The organism is Alteromonas sp. B31-7 (assembly GCF_015767655.1).
Taxonomy (GTDB): Bacteria; Pseudomonadota; Gammaproteobacteria; order Enterobacterales; family Alteromonadaceae; genus Alteromonas; species Alteromonas australica.
In genome coordinates this window covers 3,965,249-3,991,803 of record NZ_CP065233.1, presented here as the reverse complement: position 1 = coordinate 3,991,803, position 26,555 = coordinate 3,965,249, and the positions used below count along the sequence as shown (strand labels likewise).

Sequence of the window (26,555 nt, the reverse complement as noted above, 5' to 3'; positions counted from 1 at the left end):
TTAGTTTTTCACTTATCATGTGTCGCCGCTGCGTCTTGCGCCGCATATCTTTGCTTGTTCGCGATGCCCAAGGAGAAAATGTTTACGATAGCGTTATAGTGGGCGTGTTGCACCCAAAGACGGTTTAACCTTCGCAAATATATGATTGTTATAAAAGCGCCCGTTTTTATAAATGGCATTTTCCAATACCGCTTCCTGATTGAAGTCAGACTTTAACAAAAGCTGCATTGAGGCTTCGTTATCTGAAAATACCGAGGCGAATACACGGACAATGTCAGTATTAGAAAAGACGAAATTTGTAATTCTCTGAATGGCACAAGAAGCAATGCCTTGTCGCCAATATTCTCTTGCAAGCCAGTATCCTATTTCGCCCGACCTGTTGTATTCGAATTCACCTCTATTAACGCCAATACAGCCAACCAAACAATTATCTACCGTAATTGCTTTAATAAGCTCACCTTTACTCCCTTCATTTACCCACCATACAGCATCGTCAGTGGTATACGGAGAAGGGATTTTTGTGGATAAAAAGCGTGTCACAGAATCATCGTTGAGAATGCGCTTCAGACTTTCTACGTCACTATCTAAGAAATCTCGCAGCAAAACCGCGTTATGCTTTCCCATACATCAAAGCTCTCTTATCATTGTCTTTTTGATTTAGGAAAACTATTTATTGCTGCATGAACAACCGACGCTACCATCGTCGCTTTTCCACTGAGAATAGTGGCGATAGTCGCTTGGATTATTTCGATTATGAATGCTGCAACTGGTTTTAATTTGATTACACGACGCGGCATTTCGTCCGATATCACTTTGAGTGACATTTTCCAAAAGATGATGGGTTACATCGTTAACAGAACAACTAGCAAGTAAAAGTGTTGTCGAAATGATAAATATTTTCATACATGTCCTTTGTATAGAGAGGCGTATTGAAAAGGCGCCTATTCATATGTCACTGCCAGAAACAGCTTTGGCTTTATTTGTTGGCAGACGGTGTAATACTAGCTGATACACTAACTAACTTCCATTGCCCGCTGCGTTTAGACCAGACCTGTGTACCCCCACCTGAAAAAGTATAGGTAGCGCCACTTTTTAGCAATACAGATTGCGAAAACTCGTTGACCAAAATCGCAGTGAAATCATCAATGATCGACACCTTAACGTTTAGGAATTCCAGAGAGTTAAGCTTTTGTATTGCGCTAAAGCCAGTGTTTATCACTGGAACCAGCTCATCCATAGAGTTCCAGTTTGTTCCGTCACTATTCAAACCGACAAACTTGTCTGCATCAAAATGTTGAAAATAAGCTTCTGTATCCAGCCTCTTTGATGCTTCTACGAGACTTTGAAACGAGTTCAATACTTCTTCCTCTAAATCACTGTGGTTTGGGTTGGCCTGTGCCAAACAACACAGTGATAAAGCAAAAACAACCATAACAACTTTACTTTTAAACAATCATTAATTCCTTTTTTCTTTGACATTTCACAGCCCACCAAAGGGCGTAGCTACAGAGGGGCGTAATGCTAAGTCGTTTTGAATGGCATTGGGTGACTGTGTTGCAGTCCATAATGAAAAGTATTTCTTAGCAAACTCAGATAAATCGGTCTCTGCGAGAGAGCCAAAAGACCAGAGTAAAGTAAAAGAAGCAAGCATCCATCTTATTCATAATCACCTCTGTTGTTAAAATTAGGTTTAACGCAGCGTTCTTCGTTACCCTGTAACGGGCGACTTCATTTTTTGTTAGGTATGAAGTTTCAATTGCCAATATCCAACATCTAACCATTCATCAAATTTAAAGCCTACTTTGGAAAAATGAGCAACTTTTTCCATACCCATTTTTTCGTGTAGACCAACACTCGCTGGATTAGGTAAGGCTATGCCCCCAATTACATTGTTGATCCCTTTTAGTTTAAGTATGTTAATCAGTGCTTGATACAAAATGGAACCTACACCTTTTCCTTCAGTTCCATTTGCAAGGTAGATAGTTGACTCTACGGAAAACCGATAAGCACTTCTTTCTTTCCATTTAGTGGCATAAGCGTATCCAACCACTGCTTCATCGATTACAGCGACAAGCCATGGCAAATCTGAGTCTACGACTTTTTTAAGCCTTATCGACATCTCTTTTTCTGAAACCTTGCGCTCTTCAAAAGTTGTGCGTGTATTTACAACATAAAAATTGTAGATGTCGGCAATTTCTGATGCATCTTCTAATGCGGCATCTCTAATAATCATCAACAATTCCTTGTGGTTGTAACTGCGCTTAGTATCTGACTTTAAGCTAAGCAAACCTATAACCCTATTCCCCGCGTTTAAAACTCTTGGCGCGAAAACGCCTTTAACTCGTAGTGGTCCGCGTGAGCGTTTTGTAAGGTATATTCACCTACTACCTTGATTTGTGATATATCGGTAACCCTAATGTGCGTTTGGTAATAATATTTGCCAGTAGGCTTTCCCTGAGAAATGAAGTTGATTCTTATCCTTTTAGCCTCACCGGCTACCGCAACTGTTTTCCCAACAAAATATTCCTGTGGAGGAACACTATATCTTTGAATGAATAAAGGCGTAACACGAGGATGAATTGCTATGGTGACTGCACGTTGGTCACGGTAGTCTAATTCAGAGTTGAGATAAATAAATGGGCCTTGGTTACCTGCCGCTTTGATTTCTAAAATAAAATCTCCCTGCACACCACTAGGCGCTGATTCTGCGGCACTTCTGATAATTTCCATAGTGTCAGAGTGAACGATATCTGTTTTTAACGAAGAAACAGGCTGTTTTGCAGCACAGCCGGCTAAGACTAAAACGATACTTAATAAAACGATTTTCATTTTGAATTTCCTTATAAATGCCTAAATTTTCAATAACGGACGCATAAATCTTCTCGTTATAATTAGCCACGAATGAGCGCAAGCCAAGCGTTTTGCGTCCGTTTGAATGACTTGCTAGGCAATTTTGCTAACTTGACGTTCATCTTCAACCAAAGTTAGCTTTAATTTAAGAGGTGGCTCCTTGCTCTACTCCAGAATCGACTGGGTTAAAAGTTCTATATCCACCACTATATGCTCCCTTTTTTGTTCTGTATTAATTATGCGTGCAATTCTTCAAAGTAATGGATATCCATAGCTTCTTCAATATGCCTAACGAACTTCCTTTTCGATAGCATAGAGATCATCATCAATGCTTTGAACACGTTCTTCGAAAATCAATCTCGCATCATGCAACCCGCGATTGTAATAATACGCCCCTAACTCTTTAGAAACGAAATCTAAAAGAAACTCTGCATCAAATTGCCCCAATTCTTGAGCCAACGATTTTTCAAAATAAGATTGAAGTTTAACTACCATTGCTTCTTTTTCTTGATTCGTGAATTTAATATCAGACATTTACAAATAGGTTCCTAGGCATCTATTGTTTCTATCAACGGGCGCAGACAGGTGTGCAATAATGGCGAAGACGCCCCGCGTGTATGCGTCCGACGACGAGAGGGAGTGAGTTTTTGCACTTTGTTGGGCTTGTGCATATTACTTCCTCGCTCTGCTTGGTTCGAAACTATCATATCTTGGTAGCTCTGCATCGATATTATCCCAGTTAGCCCTGGATGAATAAAAATTGTGAGATATTGGTCTTTCTTCGATGTCTGTGTCTAGAATACCAAGACGAATTCTAAGTTTTGTTGGGTTATCCGTGTTTGAGCTAAAAATCGGAGAGGCGCACACAGAGCAGAAATGCCTTAACTTCCCTTCTTTGAACTTGAAGTGGGTAAGCTTTTTTTTCGGATCTAAGACGCTGAAATCTTCAGTCTTTATGAATCCATTTGTAGCGTACGCCGTGCCACTATTTTTACGACACAGTGAACAGTGACAGTGAATAATGCTATCAATTGAACCCTTGAGTTCAACTTTAATTGCACCACATAAACAAGAGCCCTTGTACATCAATAAATCCTTTATATTATTTCCAAGCAAAGACGTGCCTAACTTTTAAATAAGGGGCTCAAACGCGCAGGCTATAATGCGAAGATGCCCCGCGCGTATGCGCCCCAAGAACGCAGTAAGTATCTTGGTTGGGTTGTTATATTCCTTTGCGTACCATGTGTATTAGTGGGAAAGGGTTGCCTTGACCGTCTAGCTCAGACCTCCCCACTTTTTTGAAACCTACTTTTTCATAGAACCCTATAGCATTTGGGTTTTGCTCGTTGACATCAACTTTTGATGCATTCAAATTATCTACTGCATGTTTTACTAAATTACGACCAATACCTTCACCAAAATGCTGTGGTTTAATAAAGAGCATTTCAATATTTGAATCTGCAACACCTATAAAGCCGCTTATTTCTTCACCTTGCTTAGTGCAGCGGAGCGCTACCGCATCAAAATAATGCTGAAGAATAAGAGGCTTTAGTTCAATAATACTTTCCTCTGGTAGAAAGTCATGAGTTGCACGAACTGATGCCTCCCAGATTTCGATAAGCTCTTGGTAATTATCCTTTGTGACTTCTAATACGTCCATTGAGGCTTCCTTGGAATATAACGTCTAAATAACGCCGCGCTCTGCGGAAAATTTATCTGGCAGCAGGGGCTTGGGCGATTTGTTAGCCGCGGTCGTGCCAATACTCAGGTTTTCGTTGGTTATGCATAAAAGCTACCACACTAATTTCCCTATTTTCGATAACTTTATAAATAATAGAATATGGGAATATGCTTAAGCAAAGCGCCTCGTTAAGAGGCAAAAAATTGTTAGCGAAAATTAGCGACGAAAGAGCAAAAGCCAACGGCTTTTTGTCCTTTTAAACCACTCGTTAGCTGTCGGTTCTGCTGTTGGACTTTAACTTTTTAGCAATTAGGTCAACAAGTAGAAAAGCTATTCCTGCAAAAACACCAAATACTATTGCTTCATTTTGTTTTGATATATACCCCGAAAAGACATATAGAAACAAAGCGCCTGCTACACCAACAAACGCTCCGATAACAATAGATTTCAATAATGATTCCATGTATTGATTCTCCTTTAGACTGCTAACACCCAACTTTGGGGCACAAATACATGGGCTAAAATAGCGAGCGAAGCGAGGGAGCCCACGTGTATGCGTCCAGCGAACGGAGGGAGTGCCACAGCGTTATGTTAGGCGTACAACTGAAAGTACGCAGCTTTGCTGCCACCGCTAGCCGATATGGCCACTTATTTAAATTATTGAAATAAAGATAAAACAACCCTGTGCGAAATGCCAGATGTTAACGGCGATGCTGGATAAAAGAGAGAGAAGAGGCAACTTGCGGTGCAGAATGTTCTTGTCCCGCTTACTTGGTTTGTTAGGTATGCACTACTGTGCATTATCCAGTGCTAGTTTAACTGCTTCAAAAGAGTCTTTACCTACATCTCGTTTTGGAATCACAAACGCCGTTGCAGGGGTGTTATAAATAAAAATTTAGCATTCGTTACTTTCTATTTTCTCCAGCGCGTCCCAAGTAAATTGGCTACTGCTGTTAGCCGTTGACTCACTTACCCCAACGTCAGAAATAACGACCTTATGTTCACAAAAAACTTCCTTTTGAAATACCTCAGCACACTTATTAGAGTATCGTTTGTACGCAAAAAACGCCCAAAAATAAGAAGCCGATGCTCCGAGAATACCACCAACGTAATAACTCATTTTTTCAGTGAAGAATGCAAGTAAGCAGAAAAGCAGCAATACAACGAAAGGGGTAACATAAAGGTTTATAATTCTGCGCCGCTGATAAACTTGGCTATTTGCCAAATGGTGCTCATTGAACGCCAGCAAATCTTCCTTGGTATTTGTGTATTTAATTTCCACGAAACTTCCTTGCATACCCGCGATGTGCGATAAACCAGAACAATACACCCGCACCAACACCCGTTAATGAATAAAATATTAGCCTCGAAGCCAAGTAAATATAGCCGGCCAAGGTGCGCTCACCCTCGATAATAAGATCGATACCATGCTGGCGTACAGTAATAAAACCACCTTCGCTACCTAAGCTAGATAGCAAGCCAAATAAATCTAGTGACAAAGCGGGAAGCACACCTAGAATAGCGAAATGCCACCATTTTAACCATTGCTTCCATAGCATGACCCCGTAGATTGGAACCGCTACAAATGCCGTAATTAAGTACGCAAAAAAAGCTACTAACGGTAAAGCTTGTAAAAATTTTTCGGCACCTAAAACAAAAACACTTAGCGAAACTATTGGCACTATAGGAGACACAATAAAAGCTGAAATAGAACGAAATATTTGATTCATGGTTTTAAGCACTAACGCCTGTAGCACCTGCACTTGTTAGGCATACTACTCTAAAACACGCTTTATCATTTGGCACGGATCTGCAGATGTAGATCTCCAGTTGGCGATACTAGGGTGAGATGCGACTATTACTTTCACGCCATCATCTGAAATATATGCCTCGCTACGCCAGCGCCGCTTATTATTTTCTATAAATTCGTCAGCCAATGTTTTGGCCGACATTTTAGAGGCTACAAATTTTCCTGCTTTCTTCCCAAAACAAATGATTGTTTTTACTCCCAGTGTTCTAATAACTTCAGAATGAAATGGCCAACATTCCTCTGCGAGAACATTCCACCTTACTTCTATATATCTCTCTCTGCGTGACTGGGTAAATATTAAGTTACTTGCAGGCACTTCGCCCGGATTCAAGCCTAAAATCTCGAACATATGCAATACTCTTGGCTGCATACCCCAAGTACCAGGCTTAGCATCTTCCCACGAAGCATCACGATATGCGGACCAATTTGATTCGGATACATCCAAGATTCTATCTATGCTTTGCGAAACGGTAACACCATACTCAGCATCTGGCACGCCACCTGGGTTAAGCCCCAGAACATAAATATCTTTTTGCCCCGAAAATGCCTCTCTTCCCGAGCAGAAAACACCTCCCAAGCTCTCCATTATCGATTCTGGAATTGTTTTTATCAGCTCTTCAATCATATTTCATCCTTTAAATATTATCGCTTACGCCTAACTTTTAAATAAGGTGCGCGGACATGTGGGCTAAAATCCGAACGAAGTGAGCAGCCCACATGTTTGCGCCCCAGCCCGAGCAGCGGGCGAACTTAATTTTTTTGTTATACCTTACGCTATTCTTCATATTTCCGAATCACCGCTATTTTTCCATCTTCGATTTCCAAAACTTCCATCGTTGAGTAGTGTAATTCAATGAGTTCATTTGTTTGAGGGTGAATTCCCTTACTAGATGTGGTGTATGTAATGGTAATCGCATTGTGAGCAGGAATAACTTGGTTCAAAGTAGCTTCATGTTCAGAATGAGATCCTAAATAAAACCGCATCCCTTCGCGTATACTTTCTTTGCCGTCAGGTAAACGCGAGTCATCCGAATCGTAGGGCAAGTGTTGGTGGGCGACATCAGCTTTAAGAAAAGACAGGTAGTGCTCTAAGTCTTTTTCAGTAGCATCAGGTGCCTGTGTTGCTGCCCATGCTAAAAAATACTCTTTTCCGAGTTCGGATAAATCTGTGTCTGCTATCGCGTTAAATGACGAGACTAAGGTAATAAAAGTAAGCATCCATCTATTCATAAAAACCTCCACTGTTTAGATTAGGTATAACACCCGCATAACGGGCAAAAATATGTAGGCTACGATACCAAGCGAAGCGACGGGAGCCTACGTGTTTTTGTCCCTAGCGAGCGCAGTAAGTGTTAATGCGTTTGTTATGCGCTATTGACTTACAGTACGCAAATACCATAATTAGGTATATATTGGTACTTGGAGGAAACAAATGGCTAAAAATACCAGCATTACCCTTGGTGACCATTTTGATGGCTTTATTGCTCGCCAAATTCAAACTGGTCGATATGGTTCAGCGAGCGAAGTAATTCGGTCAGCTCTTCGCTTGCTAGAAACACAGGAGACCAAATTAAACACTTTGCGTCAATTACTTGTAGCAGGTGAAGAAAGCGGCGAGGCTGAATACGACCTTGAGAACTTGATATCAGAACTAGATGGTGAATTAAAAGAGTGAAACCATTTAAGTTAACTGTACTCGCAAAATCCGATTTAAAAGATATCACGTTATTTACGCAACGGAAATGGGGACGGGAACAGCGTAATGTGTACCTAAAACAGTTCGACGATTCATTTTGGATGTTGTCTGAAAATCCTGTTATCGGTAAAAGCTGCGACGACATAAGAGACGGATACAGAAAGTTTCCGCAAGGTAGTCACGTTATTTTCTACAAGCAAACTGGTAGCCAGGAAATTCTGATTATAAGAATTCTTCATAAAAGTATGGATGTAAATCCATTACGCTTTGGCGCATAACGCCGCATTCAGCGGCTTGTCCGCTGCAATGCTTTGTTAGCCATAGTATCTGCAGCAAAATCTGTTCGATCAAAAACTTCCCCATGTAAGATGACTTGGTGGATATTGCTCCAAGCGTCCACGGTAGTTAAAGGGTTTTGTTTTAGTAAAAGTAAATTTGCAACCTTGCCAACTTCAACCGTTCCGTAATCTTCATCAATATTAAATTGTCGCGCATTATTAATGGTTGCAGCTGCAAGTATTGCAACTAAAGATACTCCGGCGTCTGCCATTGCTTTCATCTCAAGAAAAGTTGTTAAACCAGGCTGGTTGGAAAAACTAGGACTTCCCGGAAAATCAGAACCTAATAACAGCGGATAGCCTGCCTCGGTGAGGGTTTGTAGAATTTTGTTACCTTTCCCCATCCGATCTTTTAAAAAGATTCGAGCAATAACCTCGTCGGGTAGTCCGTCAAATCCTGCGCGTAATTCTTCTTTAAACCATTGTGCCGAAGGTTGCTTATACCACTCAAGTAATTCTTTGGGCGTGACCTTACTAAATTCAGGAATACCATGTGAGTTATGCAACATGAGTTCACCTAGTCCGGCAATTACCCTTTGGGTTGGCATGTAACCAATGCTTTTGCTCATTAACTGGTTAATCACGCCATGCATTGGTTTGGATACTTCAGTTTCACGCGAAAACTCCCCCCAATTCCAAAGCCCGTGTGCAATTACATCCACCTCTGCATCAATACCTCTTTGATACATATCCAATGCATTGGCATGCGCTACGAGAGGTAGTTTATGTGGTAATGCAGATTTTCGAATACGTTTCAGGGTATCGTCAGACAACAACGGCCACTGACTTTCATCCCCATAGCCATCTTCGAAGTATACTTTTATGCAAGATGCGCCGGATTCAGCAATACGTTTAACAATTTGCTCAGGAGAGTTCAGTGCTGTTTCAGCAACGTCCTGTTCAACAATATAGGAAAACATGGATTTCGAAAGCTCATCATTTTTCTCTACCAAAGGAAACGTTGAGCGTGCGGTGATGACTTCACAACGATAGTAATCAGGATGTACTTTAGAAGAAGTGAATTTTGTCCATTCAAGCCCAGGATTTGGGTCGACAACCTGCGTGATACCGTAATACAAAAAGCTATAGGGCTGTTGTTTATAGTAATCTTCAGCAAGTGCGCCATTCTTTTGTGCCACAGGCTCCACGCCAAACCCCATACCAGGAATAGATGAAACATGAACATGGCTATCAATGATTCCGGGTGCTAGATATAAAGTAGTTCCGTCTATGACCTGAGTATCAACTGTTTTTTTAATATTAGATGACGATACCGTTTTTATCCGTCCATCAGAAATAAGAACATACGCCTTTTGTAATGGCCCCTGAAGGTGCGATGATACGACGGTCACATTTTCAATCAGCACACTCTCTTTTGCGAAAGTAGGATAATGTAGAAACAGAATCGCAATGAGGATATGTTTACGCATAACTTTCCTTGTTGTTGTGATCTGGCTAACACCCGCATTACGGGCAAAAACACGTAGGCTACAATACCAAGCGCAGCGAGTGTTAATGCTTTTGTTATACGCAATTTGCTACATCTGTAGCGCATTGCTACAATGTAACGGCTAACTATTGGGAGACATATTATGGCAACCGCGAGCGTAAGACTAGACCAAGATCTAGTTGAGAAAGCTACCATTATGGGCAAAGCACTAAATCGAACTATGCCAAAACAGATTGAGCATTGGGCAAAGATAGGTGAAATGATGGAAGATAATCCCGATTTGCCATACGAATTTGTGAAACAGGCAATTATTTCTAAAGCTGAAAAAGAGGCTGGAAAATTGGAGCCTTACGATTTTGGCTAAGATTACCAATGTTTTACAGACAGCTAATTTTAAGAGAGCAGTAAAGAAGTTACATCAGAATCAGAAAAAAGACTTGGATAAAGCCGTTAAGGAACTAATGGCCGATCCTCTTCTAGGTGAGCAGAAAAAAGGCGACCTAGCCTTTCTTCGCGTGTACAAATTTAAGATGGTCAAGCAGTTAACCTTACTAGGTTACAGCTACGAGGATGGCACTGTAATACTTGAAATGATAGCTCTTGGTTCTCATGAAAATTTTTACCGCGATGTTAAAAAGTTGTTCTGACCAATTGCGTATAACACTAAGCTAAGGGGCAAAAGCACAATGCGAGAATAGCGAAGCCGCATTGTGTTTTTGTCCCAGCGGCCCGCGGAGCGGGTTGCGACTTGAGCGTTTCGTTATGTCCGTTTCTCAAAACCATCCTTGAACTTTTTGAATTGGTATTCATTGATCGCGATAAGTATAGAAGCATAAGCAATTAAGATGATCACTGCACCTACAATTTGTTGATTTGTAGACCACTCAAAATATTGCATAACCCTAAAGGAGATAAACATTACAAGCACACCGCGAAAAAGTTTCCAGATGTGATATTTTTCTTTTTTATACTTGCATGTTCCGGCCCATTCCGATCACCCATTTCGGTTCAATCCGATCAGTGATTTCGGTCTAATCCGATCGCTTATTTCGGCGTTATCCGATCAAAAATGACGTTTTTCCGAAATCACTGTTCGGAATCCCGAAATCTTCTTCTTTTTCTCACTAAATCAATTGGTAAGCTCAACTTCATCACTTTATTGAAGGAACGAGCTGCCATGGCGAGAAAGAGAACCGATATGAGAAAGATTAAAGACGTCCTGCGTCTCAAATTCGAAGTAGGATTAAGCCATCGAGACATCGGCCAATGCTTAAGTCTCGGCCCTTCAACCGTGAGTGAAATACTCTCGCGCTTTAAATCCAGTGATTTATCGTGGCCGTTGCCGGAAGCGCTCAATGATAAAACGCTCGAGGCTCAGTTGTATAACACTGGTCCCGTTCAGCGCCAAAAACGGCTGCCTGACTTTATGCTTATGCAGCAAGAGTTGAAGCGTAAAGGCATGACTAAGCTGTTGCTGTGGGAAGAGTATTGCGCCGAAGATAGTGCGTCAGCCTACGGTTATACGCAGTTCTGCGAGCATTATCAGCGATGGCTTAAAAAGCAGAAGCGTAGTATGCGCCAGCATCATATTGCGGGCGACAAGTTGTTTATTGACTACTGCGGGCCGACAGTACCGATTGTTAATCCCTACACAGGCGAAGTGCGTTATCATGCACAAATCTTTGTTGCGACTTTAGGCGCGACCAACTACACGTATGTTGAAGCTGGCCGCTCTCAGCGTGAAGAAGACTGGATAATGGCGCACGTAAGAACGTTCCGCTACCTTGGCGGTGTACCCCGTTTACTTGTGCCGGATAACCTGAAATCAGCCGTTACCAAAGCCCATCGTTACGCGCCCACGCTGAATGAAAACTACGCCAAAATGGCGCGGCATTACGGCTGCGCCATTGTGCCTGCACGGCCTTATAAACCGAAGGATAAGGCTAAAGCAGAAAATGCGGTACTGATTGTTGAACGCTGGATACTAATGCGATTGCGACGGGAGTGCTTTTACACTTTAGCGGGCCTTAACGCACGTATCAAAGTGTTAATGGAAGAGTTAAATAATCGCCGCAGCGCTTACATCCAGGCTCTCGCCGAGAGCAGTTTGAACTGCTCGATAACCCGCGTTAATGCCATTGCCTGGCACCACGTATGAGTACATCGACAGTAAACGAGCAAAGGTGGGGCCGGATTACCATGTGCTGTACCAAAAGCACGCTTACTCTGTACCGCACACCTTAGTAGGCAACACGGTGACCATCGAGGCAAGTGGCAGTGTGGTCAGTATCTATCACCAAATCAACTGGTGACACAGCACGCTAAATCAGCAAAAGACGGCGGCTTCTCAACGCAAAAAGAACACATGCCGGACAGCCATGTAAAACAGCGCTTCAGCGCTGAACGCTTATTGCACTGGGCGGAGAATATTGGTGTAGGTACGCGCGGTGTGGTGCAGTGGCACATCCATAGCCGTCAACATCCAGAGCAAGCGATAAAAAGCTGCCTAGCCATTCTAAATCTCACTAAACAGCATGGTGCTGCGCGACTTGAAGCCGCTTGCCAAAAGGCGTTACTGCTAGAACGCCCTCACAGAAGCGTTGTGATGAACTTACTCAAACATCACCAAGAAGCGTACCGAGCACCGCTGTCGAACACGATGAGCAACCTGTAACCCACCACAATATCCGCGGCCAACATTACTATCAATAGGACAACCCATGACACAATCTCAATTACAAGAGCAACTGCGTAGCTTACGGCTTGGACACTTCGCTCAAGCGTTACTGCAACAACAAAGCCAAGCGACAACCTACGACGAGATGAGCTTCGAAGAACGCTTAGGATTACTGGCACAGCATGAAATCCACTGTCGGCAAGACAGCAAAGTGAAGCGTTTACTGCGTCAGGCAACCTTGCGCTTAGAAGCTCACGCCAGCCGATTGGAATACCGCGCAGAGCGCGGTCTACGCAAAGATAAAGTCGCCACACTGTTGAGCGGCCAATACTTACATCATGCCCATAACATTATCGTTACTGGCGCAACGGGTGCGGTAAAACGTACTTCGCTTGCGCATTAGCCAGACAAGCCTGTGAACAGCATCATACAGTACGATATTACCGGCTCGGCCAGCTTCTAGATGAGCTGAATATCGGCCACGCCGATGGAAGTTACCGACAACAGCTTGCACAACTCGCTAAGAAAGAGCTGCTCATCCTAGATGACTGGGGAATGGAAAAACTGAGTGCAAGACAGGCCAATGACTTACTTGACGTGATGGAAGAACGATATCAAAACACCAGCACCATTATCGCTAGCCAGTTGCCCGTTACCGAATGGTACAAACTCATCAGTAACCCCACCGTGGCAGATGCATTACTCGACCGTTTACTGCACAACAGCCATCGAATTGAACTGGCTGGCGAATCGATGAGAAAACTAGACCAATCCGATCACTTAAGGTAAAACTGGCAAGGACGAAAAAGAAGAAGAAAAAGTGATCGGATAAAACCGAAATGACCGTTCGGATTCACCGAAATACGCAATACTCTTTAAATAGAGAACGCAAAGCATAATCTGACTCTTGCGTTTTGGCTTGAATAGGTGAGGAAGGATGCTTTGCAATTGCGTCTAAGAGCCGTGAATACTTTTCAGGATATTTATCTTTATCCAGGGCCTCTTTAATTTCTTGAAGTTCTTCCAAGTTGTATTTAGAGAAATCGGGTTCCATCTCTTCTCCTAGGACATAACTTTAAGCTAAGGGGCGCAGATACGTGGGGCATAATGGAGAAGCCGCCCCGCGTGTATGCGTCCCAGCGAACGCAGTGAGTGCGTTTATTGGCTTGTTAGTTGCCACGCTAATACATCCTAGAGTAACAGCTAAAATGCGCACAACGCTCACTCACTTTTGACGAATAACTTTTTGAAAAGTTCTTCTGATTTGGCAAGACCTTCTTCAGTTAAAACAACAGACTTAGATTTGCCAACAGGATCGTGAATATATCCTTTTTCATAAAGCCGATCGGTGATACTCCAATCTATTTGTTTCCAAGCCCTACCAAACTTGTCATGAAGAGTAAGGTAAAACAGAGCAAGTGCCGCTTCATCGATTTTATCTTCATCTATTTCCACTGCTGTCTCCATTTTCATATGGCTACTACCCCCCCAATAAGGGGCAATAATACGTGGGCTAATATACGGAACGAAGTGACGGGAGCCCACGTGTTATTGTCCCGCTTACTTGGTTTGTTAGGTGCGACTAAATATCAACCTTAGACATGCTAAATGTCCCGAGGTCTTTTGACCAACCTAAGCCAAACGAAAAATAACTACCAGATATACTATTGCCACTCAGTTCTCCTGCTAATTGAGCATAGGAATCGCATCTATTATTTCTACCTAAAAGTATTTTGTTGCCATCAAATCTATATGAAAGTTGGTTAGTGAAAGGAAAAGTTTCAGCTTCCATTGCGTTAAACTCTAGCACCTTCACTTGAAACCATTTGCCATCTAAACACGCATTAGCTGGAGTTTTAGTAAGATTAATAACAGCATTAGAGGTAAGTTGACCACTATTATCATAGATATTGAAACGCCAAAAATTCTGGGGATCATCGCTTGCACAAAGGTGACTAGTAAAAAGAAGTAGAGAAAACAAAAGTCTTATCATTGTTACCTTTAGCACCTAACGCCGCTGTATGGGGCATTTTTTGTGTAGTGTAGTTTTGGGGTACAGTGGCGAAGCCACCCCAAAACGGAACGAAGCAAAAAATGTCCCTATGACAGCTTTGTTAAATTTAGCCTACACATAACGAGCAATTAAAAGATAAACACATAGAGACACCAAGATAACAGATGAAACTATTAGGAATGACTTTACCGTATTACTAACAGCTACGTTATTGTTTTTGGCCCATTCACCGTAAGCGAATACCGCCGCACCAAAGGAAAGACTTATATGTGAAAAAAACTTCAAGTAGTCTGCACTCAGCACTCCGGGAACAGACAAAAGTGCGAATAAAATTGATACGCCTATTGCTAAATACACTCTCGTATTAAATGTTTCTAATATTAACATCTTAGTTCTCCTCATAAATTTAACGCCCCACTAAGAGGCGAGTAATTGTTGGCTAAAATGTGTAGCGAAGCGGAACTGAGCCAACTGTTACGAGTCCTGCTTTAGTGGCTTGTTAGCAATACATTGCACACGCTTTAAGTAACCACTTTTAGTTAAAACCTGCGAGCCTTTTGGATAACTATTAATTAATAGATCACCATTATCTAGCAGCCAAGATGATTTGGGCTTGCCAACTAAGCTATATAACTTTTCAGTTTCAAAGTTTGAATTTATTAAATGAATATCACCGTAATTCCATGACATATGGGCTAAACCTGATGTAACTACTAAACCAAATGGCATTTCATAAATGTCTTCAACATTCATTTCTTTGATTAGGGTAACACTATCATTTTCATCGATTAAAAGTAGCTCTCCACCAAATTCACCATTACTGCTGCCAGTGATAATCTTATCCCCTAAGGTAATGATAATTTCTGGTTGTATAATTTGATGTTCAATAGCAATTTCATTTTTTGAGTTTGGCGATCGACGAGGAAAAGATTTTTTATATTTTCCCGTTGCTCTGTCAACTAATTTAAATACCCACTGTCTTTGTGAAGAATCGGTCTCTCCTAATTCATCAAAAAACTCTTTTACTCCAGAGTCAGATACTTCTCGCTCCGCGCTTCCCTTAAATTCTGTTTTATTGGGGTATTTTGAAGCGTCATATGCTCCACACTTCATATCTTCAAATAGATTCGCAGAGACAGAAAATGAACATAAAAGTAAAATGAAGATCAAAATTTGCAACGGACTCTCCTTGTATTGCTAACGCCCGCATTTGTGGCTGGTTTGGAGCGCAGCGCAAAACCAGTCCGACAACATGCGCTTGATACTTATTGAGCCTTCTCCCCAGCTTAACCAATTTTATTGGCTAAGCTGGAAGGCGACCAAACCCAAAATGGAGAAGACTCAATGCAATTCTATACTAACTTACATCCTTTTTACTGCGGAATCGATCTTCATGCACGAATGCTTTATGTGTGCATCTTAGATGAACGCGGCGAGATACTGGTTCATAAGAAGATAAAGGATTCTCCCGAACAGCTTTTAAACCTTCTTGCACCCTACATCGGGAATATTGTGGTGGGCGCAGAATGTATGCATTGTTGGTACTGGCTCAGTGATTTTTGTGAACATCATAATATTGATTTCATCCTCGGCCACGCTCTCTACATGAAGGCTATTCATGGTGGTAAGACGAAGAACGATAAAATTGATGCGTATAAGATCGCCAAGTTAATGCGAGGTGGTAATTTTCCTTTGGCTTACGTTTATCCAAAGGAGAAGCGTGCTATTCGAGATTTGTTACGCAGACGAACGCACGCTATGCGCCATAGTGCCGAGTTAAAGGCATTTATAAAGAACGCGTTGTCACAGTACAACCTGCCAGTCCCTGATAAGTCAGACTTAAGCTACACCACAGGTCGCGATGCAATGCGTGGGTATTTCCCCAATCCACAAGTTCAACGCAGTATTGATATGAATCTACGATTGATTGAAGTTTACGACCATGAAGTCAGCAGCATTGAATGTCATGTAGAAAAGCTCACTAAGCATGATAATGGCAGAGACTACTATTTGCTGCGTTCATTACCTGGTGTCGGACGAGTTCTTGCGCTGACTATTCTTTACGAGATAGGTAGTATTCAGCGTTTCGACAGTGTTCAGAAGTTTGCGTCTTATTCTCGCCTAGTTAAATGCAAAGCAGAGTCAGCAGGTAAAAGCTACGGTACTCAGGGAAATAAAATTGGTAATGCGCATCTTAAGTGGGCGTTTTCTGAAGCAGCGGTACTTTTTCTAAAGGGTAATCCGCCTGCGCAGGCTTATTTAGCTATGTTACAAAAGCGAATGAGCAAGGCAAAAGCACTATCGGCTTTGGCGCATAAACTCGGTCGTTGTATGTACTTTATGTTGAAGAATCAAACGGTATTCGACAGTGAACGATTTTTAGCAGGGTAAGTCGCACAGGCGGATGAGCTGAACATCTAACTGGTCGAATGGTGAGTATGGTGTTCATGGTTATTTAGGGGAATAACCTGTAAGGCATGAACTATACCAATGTCCACAGCCATCACGTTTTGATTAGACATCCGCCTGTTGCGCATCAATACCCTGAGCTAAATCGCTTGCACCTGAGCTGAGCCTGCCCCTAACTGGCGAAAACCACTCAGCCACTACGTTTTGAATAGTGCCAGCGTCAGGTTAACCGATGAATGTCTAGTGCCCCTGTTCACGCCATGGAATGCACGGCAACAGGCAGCGATGAGCTCGTACTAAGAGAGCCTCTATATGTGTTTGCCGCAGGTGATACCTGACGATGACCATGACAGATGAAGTTAGGAGGTTTAGCTTAGGGAGTTGGACTGACTGTTAGCGCAGCCAGCGAATAACTATTACCTATTGACAGGAGTTGGGCTCATATGTGTTATGTGCCATTGCTCACCCTCCAATAAGTGAACCAGAATGTATATGCTACGCAAACTGAAAAGTAAATATACATCAAGGTGATTGTTAACCCAAAACCACTAATTGAAAAAAACAGAAGAGCTGGTATTGCACTTATTGGCAACAAATAAACTAGTCTGAATTTATTGCTACGCTGTAAAAAAATAACAAGCGGTAACCCAAAAACTAACGTCAAAACCTGTGCGACTACCCAACCAGGTATAGCTGCAAGCATACTGTAATATATTGACTGACCAAGATTAAATAGAGAATTGACTACATCATGTATGACGAGCGGTATAAATAGCGCTGGGACAATTGCAATAGGTGCGGTAATGCTTGCGATTATTAGCTTTCTTGTTTTATCGCTGAATGTTCTCATGGCACATAACACCCCACTAAGGGGCGATAACACATGGGCTAAAATTAGGAACGAAGTGACGCAGCCCATGTGTTAGCGTCCCAGCGAGCAGCGCGAGTGCCTTGAGTGGTTTGTTATGCACTTACACTGTTATCTCTATGAAAAATAGCGATTTTATTATTATCCAAATCCCTAATGTAACAAGCAAAATAAGCATTATCATTTCGAGGGCCAGGCTTGCCTTCGCAAGTCGAGCCTAAGCTGATTGCTAGCTGATAGACCTTCTTAACAAGTTCATTACTGTTAACCTTGAGAGCCAACATAGTTCCGTTACCGAATGTTGCATTTTCTTTATTGTGTGGTTTAGTAATGGATAACTTTGTATCAGAGCCTGGAAATGCATAAAACACAACGTCTTCTGTTTTTGCTACTTGCTTTGCACCGATTAGACCAAGAATTTGGTCATAAAACTCAATAGCTTTATTAAGATTGTTAGTTCCTAACGTAATGTGTGAAATCACTTCCGATGTCTCCTAGGTGCATAACTTTTAAATAAGGGGCGCAGGCATGTGGGGCATAATGGCGAAGCCGCCCCGCGTGTATGCGTCCCAGCGAACGAAGTGAGTGACTTAATTTTGTTGTTAGGGGCGTGCAAAAATAACCTAGTTTTAGTCATTGTTAATATCACCCTGCATTTGGTTTTTACTCTGATGTTTTTCTTTGAAATATATAAATACTTGAACAATAACTAGCAGATAACATGAAAGTGCAACAAAGGCACATGGAGCGGCCATAAGAATTACACTAGTTACCCAGCCAAAATATGCCATAACAGAACATATGGCACCGATGAAAAGCTCGATGGCGACGGCTTCCCAACTGACGGAATAACCGACATTAACAGGTTGAGCATAGTGTTTAAATCTATATGGCATTACGTATTTCCATGTAGCGCCTAACTTTTCAATAACGGGCGCAGGCACGTAGGGCATAATGGCGAAGCCGCCCTGCGTGTATGCGTCCCAGCGAACGTAGTGAGTGCGTTAATTGACTTGTTATGTTCTAAGTCACTGAAGTTACTCAATACCGTTTTTACCGAATGTGTAACCACAATTGTGGCATGTATTATTGGGTAGCTTAAACCGCTTTAACGAAAGTACAACTTGATTTCTTTTACACTGTGGACAGAAGTAATTAAGCGTATTTATCAATATTGCAACAGCAAAAACGATGCCGCCGATATAGAACGGGTTAGTATAAAAAGTCATGCTTGGTTCAGAAAACTGAAAGCCAACAATACAGACAATCAAAGCTACTAACCAAAGTTTAAATTTTCTGCTTTTATTCAACCTACTAAATCCAATTAAAGAACATAACTTTTCAATAACGGGCGCAGGCACGTAGGGCATAATGGCGAAGCCGCCCTGCGTGTATGCGTCCCAGCGAACGAAGTGAGCGAGTTTATTGAGTTGTTATGTGGCATGTTTAAATAACCTATTAGACATTAAGCCAGTTTTTAAGCAATGTCGGAGCTTTACCTGTGATGGCTATGTATGTAAGCCAGAAAGAAAAGCAAAAAGCGCTAATAACTGAGACCCAAACGCTGACCGAATAAAGGCCATACGAAAAGAGTTGGCCAAATGTGATTAAAAACGAAAGCCAGCCAAATAAACTTACAATCGAAGCTAAGACTCTATAAAACGGCCTCACTTTTGGTTTAAAGGTTTCATCCATGACGTATACTTTCTATTCTAAAATCAATTTTCTAAATAACACGGCTGACACATAACTTTCCAATAACGGGCGCAGACATGTGGGGCATAATGGCGCAGCCGCCCCGCGTGTATGCGTCCCAGCGAACGCAGTGAGTGTGTTGATTGGCTTGTTATGTTCCACTAAATGACACCGAAACATTTAATTAGCTTTTCTGTTTTTTTATGGTTGATGCGAGCAGAGAGACTGATGCCGCATAGGTAAAAAAGAAAACACAAAATCCAACAAACAAACCAATCTTTCCAAAGATGTTACTTTCCATTGAAATGTCGTAAACCAAATAAACTGCTATGGGTAGCGGCAAAACCGAAATAGGCTTATTCCTTACATAATCGTTTAACTTTTTTTGCACATAAGGTATGCCTAAAATTACAACAGGAATAATAAGCAACCCTGCAAATAAGATATCGACTTTAATATCTGAACTCATATAAACATCCATATAAAAACAAGAACATAACACCTAAATATGGGGCACAAACAGGCAGGCTATAATGGCGAAGCCGCCTGCGTGTTTGTGTCCCAGCCCGCCTGCGGGCGACATAATTTGTTTGTTATGTGACTTTACCCTAAATAAGAGCATGCTTTTTATACTTTTTAACAAACACTTTTGCTTCTGCCAACGTTGAAGGGTAAGAAACGCTGAAATAGCTATTTTTGATAGGCCTGATTTTTTGAAAATAGAAACCATGGTGGACGAGATATGCCACCTTTTTCCATTGGGCAATATCCGACTTTTTTGGTGCTTTGAAATGCCGGCCTAAATTATAAGTAACACCACCACAAGAAACACACTGGCCGTGCAATGGATAATCGCATGGCGCACCAGGAAAGCTGCGTTGAAAAGATGTTTTGCAGTCGAGGCACGCATACGCCATAGAATACTTGCTACTTGAAAAGGAAGCTTTGTCTGGTTTGATTGGTTTAGTTCTGTAACCAGAATCCCATCTCAGTGCTTTTTTAGTGTTTCTATCCATGAATATCCTGAGTCACATAACTTTCCAATAACGGGCGCAGGCACGTGGGGCATAATGGCGAAGCCGCCCCGCGTGTATGCGTCCCAGCGAACGCAGTGAGTGCGTTTATTGGCTTGTTAGTTGCCACGCTAATACATCCTAGATTAACAGCTAAAATTGCGCACAACGCTCACTCACTTTTGACGAATAACTTTTTGAAAAGTTCTTCTGATTTGGCAAGACCTTCTTCAGTTAAAACAACAGACTTAGATTTGCCAACAGGATCGTGAATATATCCTTTTTCATAAAGCCGATCGGTGATACTCCAATCTATTTGTTTCCAAGCCCTACCAAACTTGTCATGAAGAGTAAGGTAAAACAGAGCAAGTGCCGCTTCATCGATTTTATCTTCATCTATTTCCACTGCTGTCTCCATTTTCATATGGCTACTAACTTTAAGCTAAGGGGCGCAGATACGTGGGGCATATTGGCGCAGCCGCCCCGCGTATTGGCGTCCCAGCGACCGAAGGGAGTGGCTTGAGCGTTTTGTTAGCTGCCCAACTGCGTAATGTGCAACAGTTCACCTACTGGCCCCCATAAATAAAAAACTTTGCCCCAAGATTCTTGTTGTATTGGCGTAATCTTGGATTTGTTTTCCGACTTAGAACATATCTCATACGCATCGTATATGTCTGAAACGCAGATTTGCAACATGAAGTTCTTGGCCATGTCCTCATTGTAAAAGCGCTGCAAAAAGAAAAGGCAATCTCCGTTTTCAAAAAGCGTGAGGTCATCGGTTACGTATTCTGATTTGAATCCAATTTCCGAGTAGAAAGATTTAGAAATCTCGTAATCCTTACTTGGAACAAATGTTTTTATATCTATTACATCCATGAATCTTTCCAAAGGCAGCTAACGCTAAGCTTTGGGGCGCTAGCACGTGGGCTAAAATCCGAGCGAAGCGAGCCAGCCCACGTGTTAGCGTCCCAGCGACCGAAGGGAGTGCCAACAGCGTTTTGTTAGGCGTACAACTTAAAGTACGCAGCTTTGCTGCCACCACTAGCCAAATAGACCGCGTGTTTAAATTATTGGATTTAAGATAAAACAACCCTATGCGAAATGCCAGATGTTAACGACATTGCTGGATAAAAGAGCGAGTTTAGAATACTGATGATGTTAAATGTTGGCGTTTCGGTGTTGATAAAAAGCGCGTTGCTAAAGCCGTTGAAACTACCGAAACAGCAAGCTGTAAAGACAACCTAGCGAAACAACCTTGATGCTGGAATGTCACGTCCGAACCCACACTTTAATGCTGTGAGTAAATGACGCCTAACAATTTAATGTACGGAAAAAATCCTTCATGCAACGTGGATAAAATCCGCATATAACTTTAATAATTTACTCACTTTCGCATGTAATGTCATTTACATCAATATCCTATACTTTGTATCTGAAAACACTGTACTGAAGTACGGAAAGTTTCCTTTTTATTTTACGGCGCACTAAAAAGTCGTAATGCTGTGCTTATATACAGATAAAAAGTACTAACAAATGAAATCAATGTTCATGCAAATGGTGGTTGAGCATATGCGTAATCGTCGCTATGCCAAACGCACGATAGAGCTTTATAGCAAATGGATAATTAGCTTTATTCGCTTCAATGATAATAGGCATCCATCAGAGATGGGAGATAAAGACGTAGAGTTATTTCTGTCTTATTTGGTGAACAAGAAAAATGTCGCTCCCGCAACACAAGCGAGTGCGCTTAATGCATTGGCGTTTCTTTATCGCGATATATTGGAATGTCCATTGTCGTTAGAGTTAGACTTTGTTTCAAGTCGAAGGCAGGCCAAGTTACCTGTCGTACTAACGCAAGACGAGGTAGTTGCGCTATTTGAACAAATTCCTGCCAACCTAAAGCTCCCTATATCCCTACTATATGGCAGTGGTTTGCGTTTAATGGAAGCCGTAAGGCTGCGTGTTAAAGATATTGATTTCGACTACAACGCCATTCGTATATGGGATGGTAAAGGCGGAAAGCATCGTATCGTTACACTTGCGGCAGAATTGAAGCCGGGTCTTACTCGGCAAATAGCCATGGTGGAAAATTACCTATCAGCTGATTTAGAAAACCCGAAATATGCGGGCGTTTATTTGCCGCATAGACTGCGGGTGAAATACAAAAATGCGCCAAGAGAATTAGGCTGGCATTATTTATTTCCGTCTTCTCGGTTATCTATAGATCCGGAGGATAAGAAAGTACGCCGGCATCATATTGATGAATCGAGTATTCAGAAGGCCATACGAAATACGGCAAAAGCTTGCGACATTAAAAAGAAAGTGACGCCTCATACATTGCGCCATTCTTTTGCAACGCACTTGCTACAAGCGGGCGCCGACATAAGAACTGTGCAAACACAGCTTGGTCACTCAGATGTGAAAACTACACAAATTTACACTCACGTGCTTCAGCAAGGCGCTCAGGGTGTGGTAAGTCCTTTATCTCGCGTATTAAAGTAATGTGCACATCAAGTTAACGTCAATAAAAAAGGGCCCGAAGGCCCTTTTCAATACTTAGCTATTTAAGCGCTCAGTTAAGCGCTAATTCAAACGCTATACACGCTCGAATACAGTAGCAATACCTTGGCCTAAACCAATACACATAGTCGCTAAGCCTAGGCTTACGTCTTGTGATTCCATTAGGTTGATAAGCGTACCTGAGATACGTGAACCAGAACAACCTAGCGGGTGACCTAGTGCAATAGCACCACCGTTAAGGTTAATCTTCGTATCTAGGTGGTCCATCCAACCTAGTTGCTTAATGCACGATAGCGCTTGTGCCGCGAATGCTTCGTTAAACTCGGCAAGTTCAATATCGTCCATCGTCAGGCCAGCGCGCTTAAGGGCTTTTTGTGTGGCTGGAACTGGGCCATAACCCATAATTGCCGCATCACAACCAGCCACTGCCATTGAGCGAATTTTCGCACGTGGCGTAAGGCCAAGCTCTTTCGCACGGTCTGCCGACATAAGCAGCATGCCAGATGCACCGTCAGACAGCGCAGAAGACGTACCCGCAGTAACAGTTCCGTTTACAGGGTCGAATACTGGGCGAAGCGCCGCCATGCTCTCGGCTGTGCTTTCTGGGCGAATAACTTCATCGTAGTCAATAAGCTTTAATACGCCGTTTGCATCGTGGCCTTCAACAGGCACAATTTCGTTAGCCCAGCGGCCTTCAAGGTGTGCTTTATGCGCTAGCTGGTGGGAACGTGCGCCAAAGGCGTCTTGTTGTTCACGGGTAATCCCGTTTTGACGGCCAAGTAGCTCGGCAGTCATGCCCATCATGCCCGACGCTTTCGCCGTGTACTTAGCAAGGCCTGGGTGGAAGTCGATGTTATAGTTCATAGGTACATGGCCCATGTGCTCTACACCACCAATCATGTATATATCACCACGGCCAGTCATAATGCCGCTTGTGGCATCGTGAAGGGCTTGCATTGATGAACCACATAAGCGGTTAACCGTTACCGCGCCTGTTGTGCGTGGAATTTGTGTTAATAGCTGCGCATTACGCGCAATGTTAAAGCCTTGTTCTTTCGTTTGCTGAACACAGCCCCAAATAATGTCTTCAATTTCCGCTGGGTTTACGCCAGGGTTACGCTCTAGTAGCGCGGTCATTAGTGCTGCAGAAAGGTCTTCTGCACGCACATTTCTGAAAACACCGTTTTTTGAACGACCCATAGGGGTACGTACGCAATCGATTACGACCACTTCTTTCATTAGATTTTCCTCCGGGTCTTATGCGAAATAGGATTTACCAGCAGCGGCCATTTCACGAACGCCATCTGAAATCTGGTAAATTGGACCAAGTTCAGCGTACTTGTCTGCCATCGCAACAAAGTTCGCCAAGCCAATGGTTTCAATCCAACGGAAAATACCACCGCGGAATGGAGGGAAACCTAAGCCGTAAAGTAGCGCCATGTCAGCTTCAGCTGCGCTATCTACAATGCCTTCTTCTAGGCAGCGAATTGCTTCGTTTGCCATAGGGATCATTAGGCGTGCAATAATGTCGTCAGCTTCAAAGTCTGTCTTTTCAGCTACGTGTGGCGCCATGAGTGCGTAGGCTTCTTCAGCAGGTGTTTTAGACGGCTTGCCGCGCTTATCAACACCGTAGTTGTAGAAACCTTTACCGTTTTTCTGACCTAAACGCTCTTCTTTATAGAATAAGGTTACTGGGTCGTTATCTAGGCGCGCCATACGCTCTGGAATACCCGCAGCCATAACGTCTGCTGCATGATCGCCTGTGTCGATACCTACAACGTCCATTAGGTAAGCCGGGCCCATTGGCCAGCCGAAGATTTTTTCCATAACTTTATCAACAGCAACAAAGTCAGCGCCGTCGATAAGTAGCTTACTGAAGCCCGCAAAGTATGGGAACAATACGCGGTTTACCAAGAACCCTGGGCAGTCGTTAACCACAATCGGGGTTTTGCCCATTTTAAGCGTAGCGGCTACTACTGCATTGATGGTTTCTTCCGACGTTTTTTCGCCACGAATAATTTCAACGAGTGGCATGCGGTGCACTGGGTTGAAGAAGTGCATACCGCAGAAACGCTCTGGCTTGTCTAGGCTTTCTGCTAGCTGGTTGATAGAGATAGTCGAGGTGTTTGAGCAGATAATAGCGTCGTCAGCGACATTCTCTTCAACCTCTTTAAGTACAATACCTTTCACTTTTGGGTTTTCTACCACCGCTTCAATAACAAGGTCTGCATCTTTAAGTGTACTGTACTCGAGGGTAGGTGTAATTGCGTTAAGCGTCTGCGCCATTTTGGTCGCATCAACTTTACCGCGCTTCATACCTTTACCAAGTATTTTCGCCGCTTCTGAAAGACCAAGATCTAGTGCACCTTGATTAATGTCTTTCATAATAACTGGTGTGCCTTTCACGGCGCTTTGGTATGCAATACCGCCGCCCATGATACCAGCACCGAGTACGGCGTTAAGCTTAGACTGCTTAGTGGCTGCTTTCGCTTGCTTCTTACCTTTGCTCTTAACAAGCTGGTCGGCAAGGAAAATACCTATTTGGGCTTTCGCCGCGTCGGTTTTCGCCAGTTCTACAAAGCCTTTATTTTCAAGCTTAAGCGCACCTTCACGGTCCAGTACAGAGGCTTTTTGCACTGTCTCCACCATTTTGTGCGGTGCTGGGTAATGTTTGCCTGCTTGTGCAAACACCATAGCTTGAGCAGTAGAGAAGCTCATCATGGCTTCGTTTTTGTTTAGCTGTAGTGGGGCTTTCTTAACCGCACGTCGTGCTTGCCAGTCAAACTTACCGTCAACGGCGTCTTTCACCATTGATAGTGCACCTTCCACTAACGTTTCTGGTGCTACTACTGCGTCAACTGCGCCTTCAGCAAGGGCTTTCGCGCCTTTTCTGTCACGTCCAGTGGTCATCCATTCTAGGGCATTATCTGCGCCAATGAGACGAGGTAAGCGAACGGTACCGCCAAAACCAGGCATCAGGCCTAGCTTAACTTCTGGTAAACCAATGGAAGCTGTGGTGTCTGCAATACGCATGTCACATGCCAATGCCATCTCACAACCGCCGCCCAATGCAAAGCCGTTAACGGCAGCAATGGTAGGGAATGGTAAGTCTTCAAAGCGATCGAATACCTGTGAAGTATTAGCAACCCACTGTAGTACCTCTTCATCGTCCATGGCGAAAAGGCCCGTGAACTCGGTGATATCAGCACCTACAATAAATGCAGATTTTGCGCTGCGTACTACTAAGCCTTTTACGTCGCCCTTAGCTAGCAGAGCTTGTGTTGCTTCGTCAAGTTCAGTTACCGTTTGGCGGTCGAACTTGTTCACTGAACCTTCGGCGTCGAATACCAGCTCAGCAAAGCCGTCATCTAACAGGCTGACGGAAAGACTTTTGCCTGTGTATATCATTATCATCTCCTTCGGCATTGGCCAGGATGTTAGTGAGTTAATTCAACAAGTACGTAGGGTCGTAATTAACTACTAACGCGTTAGTGTGGCTAGATTCTTTACAAAACCACACAAAATTTCAACAAA

General features: G+C 42.8%; 34 protein-coding genes and 2 pseudogenes. 8 read left to right on the top strand and 28 right to left on the bottom strand.

Annotation, left to right across the window (positions count from 1 at the left end; genetic code table 11):
- Positions 1–93 precede the first annotated feature (93 nt).
- The 14 genes from IUA53_RS17465 to IUA53_RS17400 form a co-directional block, all read right to left on the bottom strand.
- Positions 94–624: a GNAT family N-acetyltransferase gene (locus IUA53_RS17465; RefSeq protein ID WP_044446091.1), complete on the bottom strand. Its 531-nt coding sequence runs from the start codon at positions 622–624 to the stop codon at positions 94–96.
- Positions 625–666: 42 nt separating this feature from the next.
- On the bottom strand, positions 667–903 hold the full coding sequence (locus IUA53_RS17460; RefSeq protein ID WP_156026720.1) for a hypothetical protein: 237 nt from the start codon (positions 901–903) through the stop codon (positions 667–669).
- A gap of 73 nt (positions 904–976) precedes the next feature.
- Complete coding sequence (locus IUA53_RS17455) at positions 977–1,453, bottom strand: nuclear transport factor 2 family protein (protein ID WP_196897499.1); 477 nt, start codon at positions 1,451–1,453, stop codon at positions 977–979.
- Positions 1,454–1,480: 27 nt separating this feature from the next.
- Positions 1,481–1,651: a hypothetical protein gene (locus IUA53_RS17450; RefSeq protein WP_156141728.1), complete on the bottom strand. Its 171-nt coding sequence runs from the start codon at positions 1,649–1,651 to the stop codon at positions 1,481–1,483.
- Between the two features lie 87 nt (positions 1,652–1,738).
- The gene (locus IUA53_RS17445; RefSeq protein ID WP_332310798.1) at positions 1,739–2,233 is read right to left on the bottom strand and encodes an arsinothricin resistance N-acetyltransferase ArsN1 family B; all 495 of its coding nucleotides are present in this window, start codon (positions 2,231–2,233) and stop codon (positions 1,739–1,741) included.
- A 77-nt stretch (positions 2,234–2,310) separates the two neighbouring features.
- The gene (locus IUA53_RS17440; protein WP_231401184.1) at positions 2,311–2,829 is read right to left on the bottom strand and encodes a hypothetical protein; all 519 of its coding nucleotides are present in this window, start codon (positions 2,827–2,829) and stop codon (positions 2,311–2,313) included.
- A gap of 309 nt (positions 2,830–3,138) precedes the next feature.
- Positions 3,139–3,384, bottom strand: coding sequence for a DUF2164 domain-containing protein (locus IUA53_RS17435; RefSeq protein ID WP_044446094.1), 246 nt, complete (start codon positions 3,382–3,384; stop codon positions 3,139–3,141).
- Between the two features lie 138 nt (positions 3,385–3,522).
- Positions 3,523–3,936, bottom strand: a complete 414-nt coding sequence (locus IUA53_RS17430; RefSeq protein WP_172655541.1) for a GFA family protein — start codon at positions 3,934–3,936, stop codon at positions 3,523–3,525.
- Positions 3,937–4,072: 136 nt separating this feature from the next.
- On the bottom strand, positions 4,073–4,510 hold the full coding sequence (locus tag IUA53_RS17425) for a GNAT family N-acetyltransferase (RefSeq protein WP_044446095.1): 438 nt from the start codon (positions 4,508–4,510) through the stop codon (positions 4,073–4,075).
- Positions 4,511–4,799: 289 nt separating this feature from the next.
- Positions 4,800–4,994 (bottom strand): hypothetical protein, encoded by a 195-nt coding sequence (locus IUA53_RS17420; protein WP_044055885.1) that lies wholly within the window; start codon positions 4,992–4,994, stop codon positions 4,800–4,802.
- A gap of 432 nt (positions 4,995–5,426) precedes the next feature.
- Positions 5,427–5,813, bottom strand: coding sequence for a hypothetical protein (locus IUA53_RS17415; protein ID WP_044446096.1), 387 nt, complete (start codon positions 5,811–5,813; stop codon positions 5,427–5,429).
- Positions 5,803–6,261, bottom strand: a complete 459-nt coding sequence (locus IUA53_RS17410; RefSeq protein WP_156141729.1) for a hypothetical protein — start codon at positions 6,259–6,261, stop codon at positions 5,803–5,805. Before IUA53_RS17410 ends, IUA53_RS17415 begins: the two co-directional genes overlap by 11 nt.
- Positions 6,262–6,306: 45 nt before the next feature.
- Complete coding sequence (locus IUA53_RS17405) at positions 6,307–6,966, bottom strand: uracil-DNA glycosylase family protein (protein ID WP_052806578.1); 660 nt, start codon at positions 6,964–6,966, stop codon at positions 6,307–6,309.
- Between the two features lie 149 nt (positions 6,967–7,115).
- Positions 7,116–7,571 (bottom strand): nuclear transport factor 2 family protein, encoded by a 456-nt coding sequence (locus tag IUA53_RS17400; RefSeq protein ID WP_044446098.1) that lies wholly within the window; start codon positions 7,569–7,571, stop codon positions 7,116–7,118.
- Positions 7,572–7,773: 202 nt separating this feature from the next.
- Here IUA53_RS17400 and IUA53_RS17395 point away from each other — a divergent pair, with 202 nt between their 5' ends.
- Positions 7,774–8,016, top strand: a complete 243-nt coding sequence (locus IUA53_RS17395; RefSeq protein WP_044055889.1) for a type II toxin-antitoxin system ParD family antitoxin — start codon at positions 7,774–7,776, stop codon at positions 8,014–8,016.
- Complete coding sequence (locus tag IUA53_RS17390; RefSeq protein ID WP_044446099.1) at positions 8,013–8,315, top strand: type II toxin-antitoxin system RelE/ParE family toxin; 303 nt, start codon at positions 8,013–8,015, stop codon at positions 8,313–8,315. Before IUA53_RS17395 ends, IUA53_RS17390 begins: the two co-directional genes overlap by 4 nt.
- An 8-nt stretch (positions 8,316–8,323) precedes the next feature.
- On the opposite strand, the gene IUA53_RS17385 is transcribed toward IUA53_RS17390, so the two are convergent.
- Positions 8,324–9,805, bottom strand: a complete 1,482-nt coding sequence (locus tag IUA53_RS17385) for an amidohydrolase family protein (RefSeq protein ID WP_044446100.1) — start codon at positions 9,803–9,805, stop codon at positions 8,324–8,326.
- A gap of 162 nt (positions 9,806–9,967) precedes the next feature.
- Here IUA53_RS17385 and IUA53_RS17380 point away from each other — a divergent pair, with 162 nt between their 5' ends.
- The 4 genes and pseudogenes from IUA53_RS17380 (at position 9,968) to istB (ending at position 13,291) form a co-directional block, all read left to right on the top strand.
- The gene (locus IUA53_RS17380) at positions 9,968–10,189 is read left to right on the top strand and encodes a TA system antitoxin ParD family protein (RefSeq protein ID WP_012518669.1); all 222 of its coding nucleotides are present in this window, start codon (positions 9,968–9,970) and stop codon (positions 10,187–10,189) included.
- The gene (locus IUA53_RS17375) at positions 10,182–10,472 is read left to right on the top strand and encodes a type II toxin-antitoxin system RelE/ParE family toxin (protein ID WP_044446101.1); all 291 of its coding nucleotides are present in this window, start codon (positions 10,182–10,184) and stop codon (positions 10,470–10,472) included. Before IUA53_RS17380 ends, IUA53_RS17375 begins: the two co-directional genes overlap by 8 nt.
- 530 nt (positions 10,473–11,002) lie before the next feature.
- A pseudogene (istA, locus tag IUA53_RS17370) lies at positions 11,003–12,537 on the top strand (IS21 family transposase).
- Between the two features lie 8 nt (positions 12,538–12,545).
- Positions 12,546–13,291, top strand: a pseudogene (gene istB / locus IUA53_RS17365) (IS21-like element helper ATPase IstB).
- Between the two features lie 64 nt (positions 13,292–13,355).
- Here the strand turns inward: istB and IUA53_RS17360 are convergent.
- The 5 genes from IUA53_RS17360 to IUA53_RS17340 all read right to left on the bottom strand — a co-directional run bounded on the left by IUA53_RS17360 (position 13,356) and on the right by IUA53_RS17340 (position 15,695).
- Positions 13,356–13,556, bottom strand: a complete 201-nt coding sequence (locus IUA53_RS17360) for a hypothetical protein (protein ID WP_196897498.1) — start codon at positions 13,554–13,556, stop codon at positions 13,356–13,358.
- A 167-nt stretch (positions 13,557–13,723) separates the two neighbouring features.
- Complete coding sequence (locus IUA53_RS17355) at positions 13,724–13,957, bottom strand: DUF6429 family protein (protein ID WP_044056436.1); 234 nt, start codon at positions 13,955–13,957, stop codon at positions 13,724–13,726.
- Positions 13,958–14,084: 127 nt separating this feature from the next.
- Positions 14,085–14,495 carry a hypothetical protein gene (locus tag IUA53_RS17350; protein WP_196897497.1) on the bottom strand — a complete coding sequence of 137 codons (411 nt, stop codon included), beginning with the start codon at positions 14,493–14,495 and terminating at the stop codon, positions 14,085–14,087.
- 132 nt (positions 14,496–14,627) lie between these two features.
- A complete protein-coding gene (locus IUA53_RS17345; RefSeq protein ID WP_196897496.1) occupies positions 14,628–14,903 on the bottom strand; it encodes a hypothetical protein in 276 nt (91 codons plus the stop codon).
- 87 nt (positions 14,904–14,990) lie between these two features.
- Complete coding sequence (locus IUA53_RS17340) at positions 14,991–15,695, bottom strand: hypothetical protein (protein ID WP_196897495.1); 705 nt, start codon at positions 15,693–15,695, stop codon at positions 14,991–14,993.
- Between the two features lie 165 nt (positions 15,696–15,860).
- On the opposite strand from IUA53_RS17340, the gene IUA53_RS17335 reads away from it, so the two are divergent.
- The gene (locus tag IUA53_RS17335) at positions 15,861–16,907 is read left to right on the top strand and encodes an IS110 family transposase (protein ID WP_196897494.1); all 1,047 of its coding nucleotides are present in this window, start codon (positions 15,861–15,863) and stop codon (positions 16,905–16,907) included.
- A 981-nt stretch (positions 16,908–17,888) separates the two neighbouring features.
- On the opposite strand, the gene IUA53_RS17330 is transcribed toward IUA53_RS17335, so the two are convergent.
- The 6 genes from IUA53_RS17330 to IUA53_RS17305 all read right to left on the bottom strand — a co-directional run bounded on the left by IUA53_RS17330 (position 17,889) and on the right by IUA53_RS17305 (position 21,377).
- Positions 17,889–18,275, bottom strand: a complete 387-nt coding sequence (locus IUA53_RS17330) for a VOC family protein (protein ID WP_196897493.1) — start codon at positions 18,273–18,275, stop codon at positions 17,889–17,891.
- A gap of 147 nt (positions 18,276–18,422) precedes the next feature.
- Positions 18,423–18,689 carry a hypothetical protein gene (locus tag IUA53_RS17325; RefSeq protein ID WP_196897492.1) on the bottom strand — a complete coding sequence of 89 codons (267 nt, stop codon included), beginning with the start codon at positions 18,687–18,689 and terminating at the stop codon, positions 18,423–18,425.
- Positions 18,690–19,672: 983 nt separating this feature from the next.
- Positions 19,673–19,957 (bottom strand): hypothetical protein, encoded by a 285-nt coding sequence (locus tag IUA53_RS17320; RefSeq protein ID WP_196897491.1) that lies wholly within the window; start codon positions 19,955–19,957, stop codon positions 19,673–19,675.
- A gap of 139 nt (positions 19,958–20,096) precedes the next feature.
- Entirely contained in the window at positions 20,097–20,504 is a 408-nt protein-coding gene (locus IUA53_RS17315) for a hypothetical protein (RefSeq protein ID WP_196897490.1), read from the bottom strand.
- A 169-nt stretch (positions 20,505–20,673) separates the two neighbouring features.
- A complete protein-coding gene (locus IUA53_RS17310; protein ID WP_044056436.1) occupies positions 20,674–20,907 on the bottom strand; it encodes a DUF6429 family protein in 234 nt (77 codons plus the stop codon).
- Positions 20,908–21,032: 125 nt separating this feature from the next.
- On the bottom strand, positions 21,033–21,377 hold the full coding sequence (locus tag IUA53_RS17305; protein WP_044446102.1) for a lactoylglutathione lyase: 345 nt from the start codon (positions 21,375–21,377) through the stop codon (positions 21,033–21,035).
- Between the two features lie 657 nt (positions 21,378–22,034).
- Here IUA53_RS17305 and IUA53_RS17300 point away from each other — a divergent pair.
- Positions 22,035–23,003 carry an integron integrase gene (locus tag IUA53_RS17300; protein WP_044055898.1) on the top strand — a complete coding sequence of 323 codons (969 nt, stop codon included), beginning with the start codon at positions 22,035–22,037 and terminating at the stop codon, positions 23,001–23,003.
- Positions 23,004–23,096: 93 nt separating this feature from the next.
- Here IUA53_RS17300 and fadA read toward each other — a convergent pair whose 3' ends face one another.
- Together fadA and fadB are read right to left on the bottom strand one after the other, a co-directional pair.
- On the bottom strand, positions 23,097–24,260 hold the full coding sequence (gene fadA, locus IUA53_RS17295) for an acetyl-CoA C-acyltransferase FadA (RefSeq protein ID WP_044055899.1): 1,164 nt from the start codon (positions 24,258–24,260) through the stop codon (positions 23,097–23,099).
- Positions 24,261–24,278: 18 nt separating this feature from the next.
- Positions 24,279–26,429: a fatty acid oxidation complex subunit alpha FadB gene (fadB, locus tag IUA53_RS17290; RefSeq protein ID WP_044055901.1), complete on the bottom strand. Its 2,151-nt coding sequence runs from the start codon at positions 26,427–26,429 to the stop codon at positions 24,279–24,281.
- Between the last annotated feature and the right edge of the window lie 126 nt (positions 26,430–26,555).

Bases quoted from the DNA above. Each gene is read 5' to 3' on its own strand.
- IUA53_RS17315 (WP_196897490.1), bottom strand. From the start codon at position 20,504: ATGGATAGAAACACTAAAAAAGCACTGAGATGGGATTCTGGTTACAGA.
- IUA53_RS17465 (WP_044446091.1), bottom strand. From the start codon at position 624: ATGGGAAAGCATAACGCGGTTTTGCTGCGAGATTTCTTAGATAGTGAC.
- IUA53_RS17325 (WP_196897492.1), bottom strand. From the start codon at position 18,689: ATGCCATATAGATTTAAACACTATGCTCAACCTGTTAATGTCGGTTAT.
- IUA53_RS17335 (WP_196897494.1), top strand. From the start codon at position 15,861: ATGCAATTCTATACTAACTTACATCCTTTTTACTGCGGAATCGATCTT.
- IUA53_RS17425 (WP_044446095.1), bottom strand. From the start codon at position 4,510: ATGGACGTATTAGAAGTCACAAAGGATAATTACCAAGAGCTTATCGAA.
- IUA53_RS17410 (WP_156141729.1), bottom strand. From the start codon at position 6,261: ATGAATCAAATATTTCGTTCTATTTCAGCTTTTATTGTGTCTCCTATA.
- fadA (WP_044055899.1), bottom strand. From the start codon at position 24,260: ATGAAAGAAGTGGTCGTAATCGATTGCGTACGTACCCCTATGGGTCGT.
- fadB (WP_044055901.1), bottom strand. From the start codon at position 26,429: ATGATATACACAGGCAAAAGTCTTTCCGTCAGCCTGTTAGATGACGGC.
- IUA53_RS17385 (WP_044446100.1), bottom strand. From the start codon at position 9,805: ATGCGTAAACATATCCTCATTGCGATTCTGTTTCTACATTATCCTACT.
- IUA53_RS17380 (WP_012518669.1), top strand. From the start codon at position 9,968: ATGGCAACCGCGAGCGTAAGACTAGACCAAGATCTAGTTGAGAAAGCT.
- IUA53_RS17305 (WP_044446102.1), bottom strand. From the start codon at position 21,377: ATGGATGTAATAGATATAAAAACATTTGTTCCAAGTAAGGATTACGAG.
- IUA53_RS17395 (WP_044055889.1), top strand. From the start codon at position 7,774: ATGGCTAAAAATACCAGCATTACCCTTGGTGACCATTTTGATGGCTTT.
- IUA53_RS17405 (WP_052806578.1), bottom strand. From the start codon at position 6,966: ATGATTGAAGAGCTGATAAAAACAATTCCAGAATCGATAATGGAGAGC.
- IUA53_RS17420 (WP_044055885.1), bottom strand. From the start codon at position 4,994: ATGGAATCATTATTGAAATCTATTGTTATCGGAGCGTTTGTTGGTGTA.
- IUA53_RS17435 (WP_044446094.1), bottom strand. From the start codon at position 3,384: ATGTCTGATATTAAATTCACGAATCAAGAAAAAGAAGCAATGGTAGTT.
- IUA53_RS17350 (WP_196897497.1), bottom strand. From the start codon at position 14,495: ATGATAAGACTTTTGTTTTCTCTACTTCTTTTTACTAGTCACCTTTGT.
- IUA53_RS17450 (WP_156141728.1), bottom strand. From the start codon at position 1,651: ATGCTTGCTTCTTTTACTTTACTCTGGTCTTTTGGCTCTCTCGCAGAG.
- IUA53_RS17440 (WP_231401184.1), bottom strand. From the start codon at position 2,829: ATGAAAATCGTTTTATTAAGTATCGTTTTAGTCTTAGCCGGCTGTGCT.
- IUA53_RS17460 (WP_156026720.1), bottom strand. From the start codon at position 903: ATGAAAATATTTATCATTTCGACAACACTTTTACTTGCTAGTTGTTCT.
- IUA53_RS17430 (WP_172655541.1), bottom strand. From the start codon at position 3,936: ATGTACAAGGGCTCTTGTTTATGTGGTGCAATTAAAGTTGAACTCAAG.
- IUA53_RS17345 (WP_196897496.1), bottom strand. From the start codon at position 14,903: ATGTTAATATTAGAAACATTTAATACGAGAGTGTATTTAGCAATAGGC.
- IUA53_RS17320 (WP_196897491.1), bottom strand. From the start codon at position 19,957: ATGAGTTCAGATATTAAAGTCGATATCTTATTTGCAGGGTTGCTTATT.
- IUA53_RS17300 (WP_044055898.1), top strand. From the start codon at position 22,035: ATGAAATCAATGTTCATGCAAATGGTGGTTGAGCATATGCGTAATCGT.
- IUA53_RS17360 (WP_196897498.1), bottom strand. From the start codon at position 13,556: ATGGAACCCGATTTCTCTAAATACAACTTGGAAGAACTTCAAGAAATT.
- IUA53_RS17445 (WP_332310798.1), bottom strand. From the start codon at position 2,233: ATGATTATTAGAGATGCCGCATTAGAAGATGCATCAGAAATTGCCGAC.
- IUA53_RS17400 (WP_044446098.1), bottom strand. From the start codon at position 7,571: ATGAATAGATGGATGCTTACTTTTATTACCTTAGTCTCGTCATTTAAC.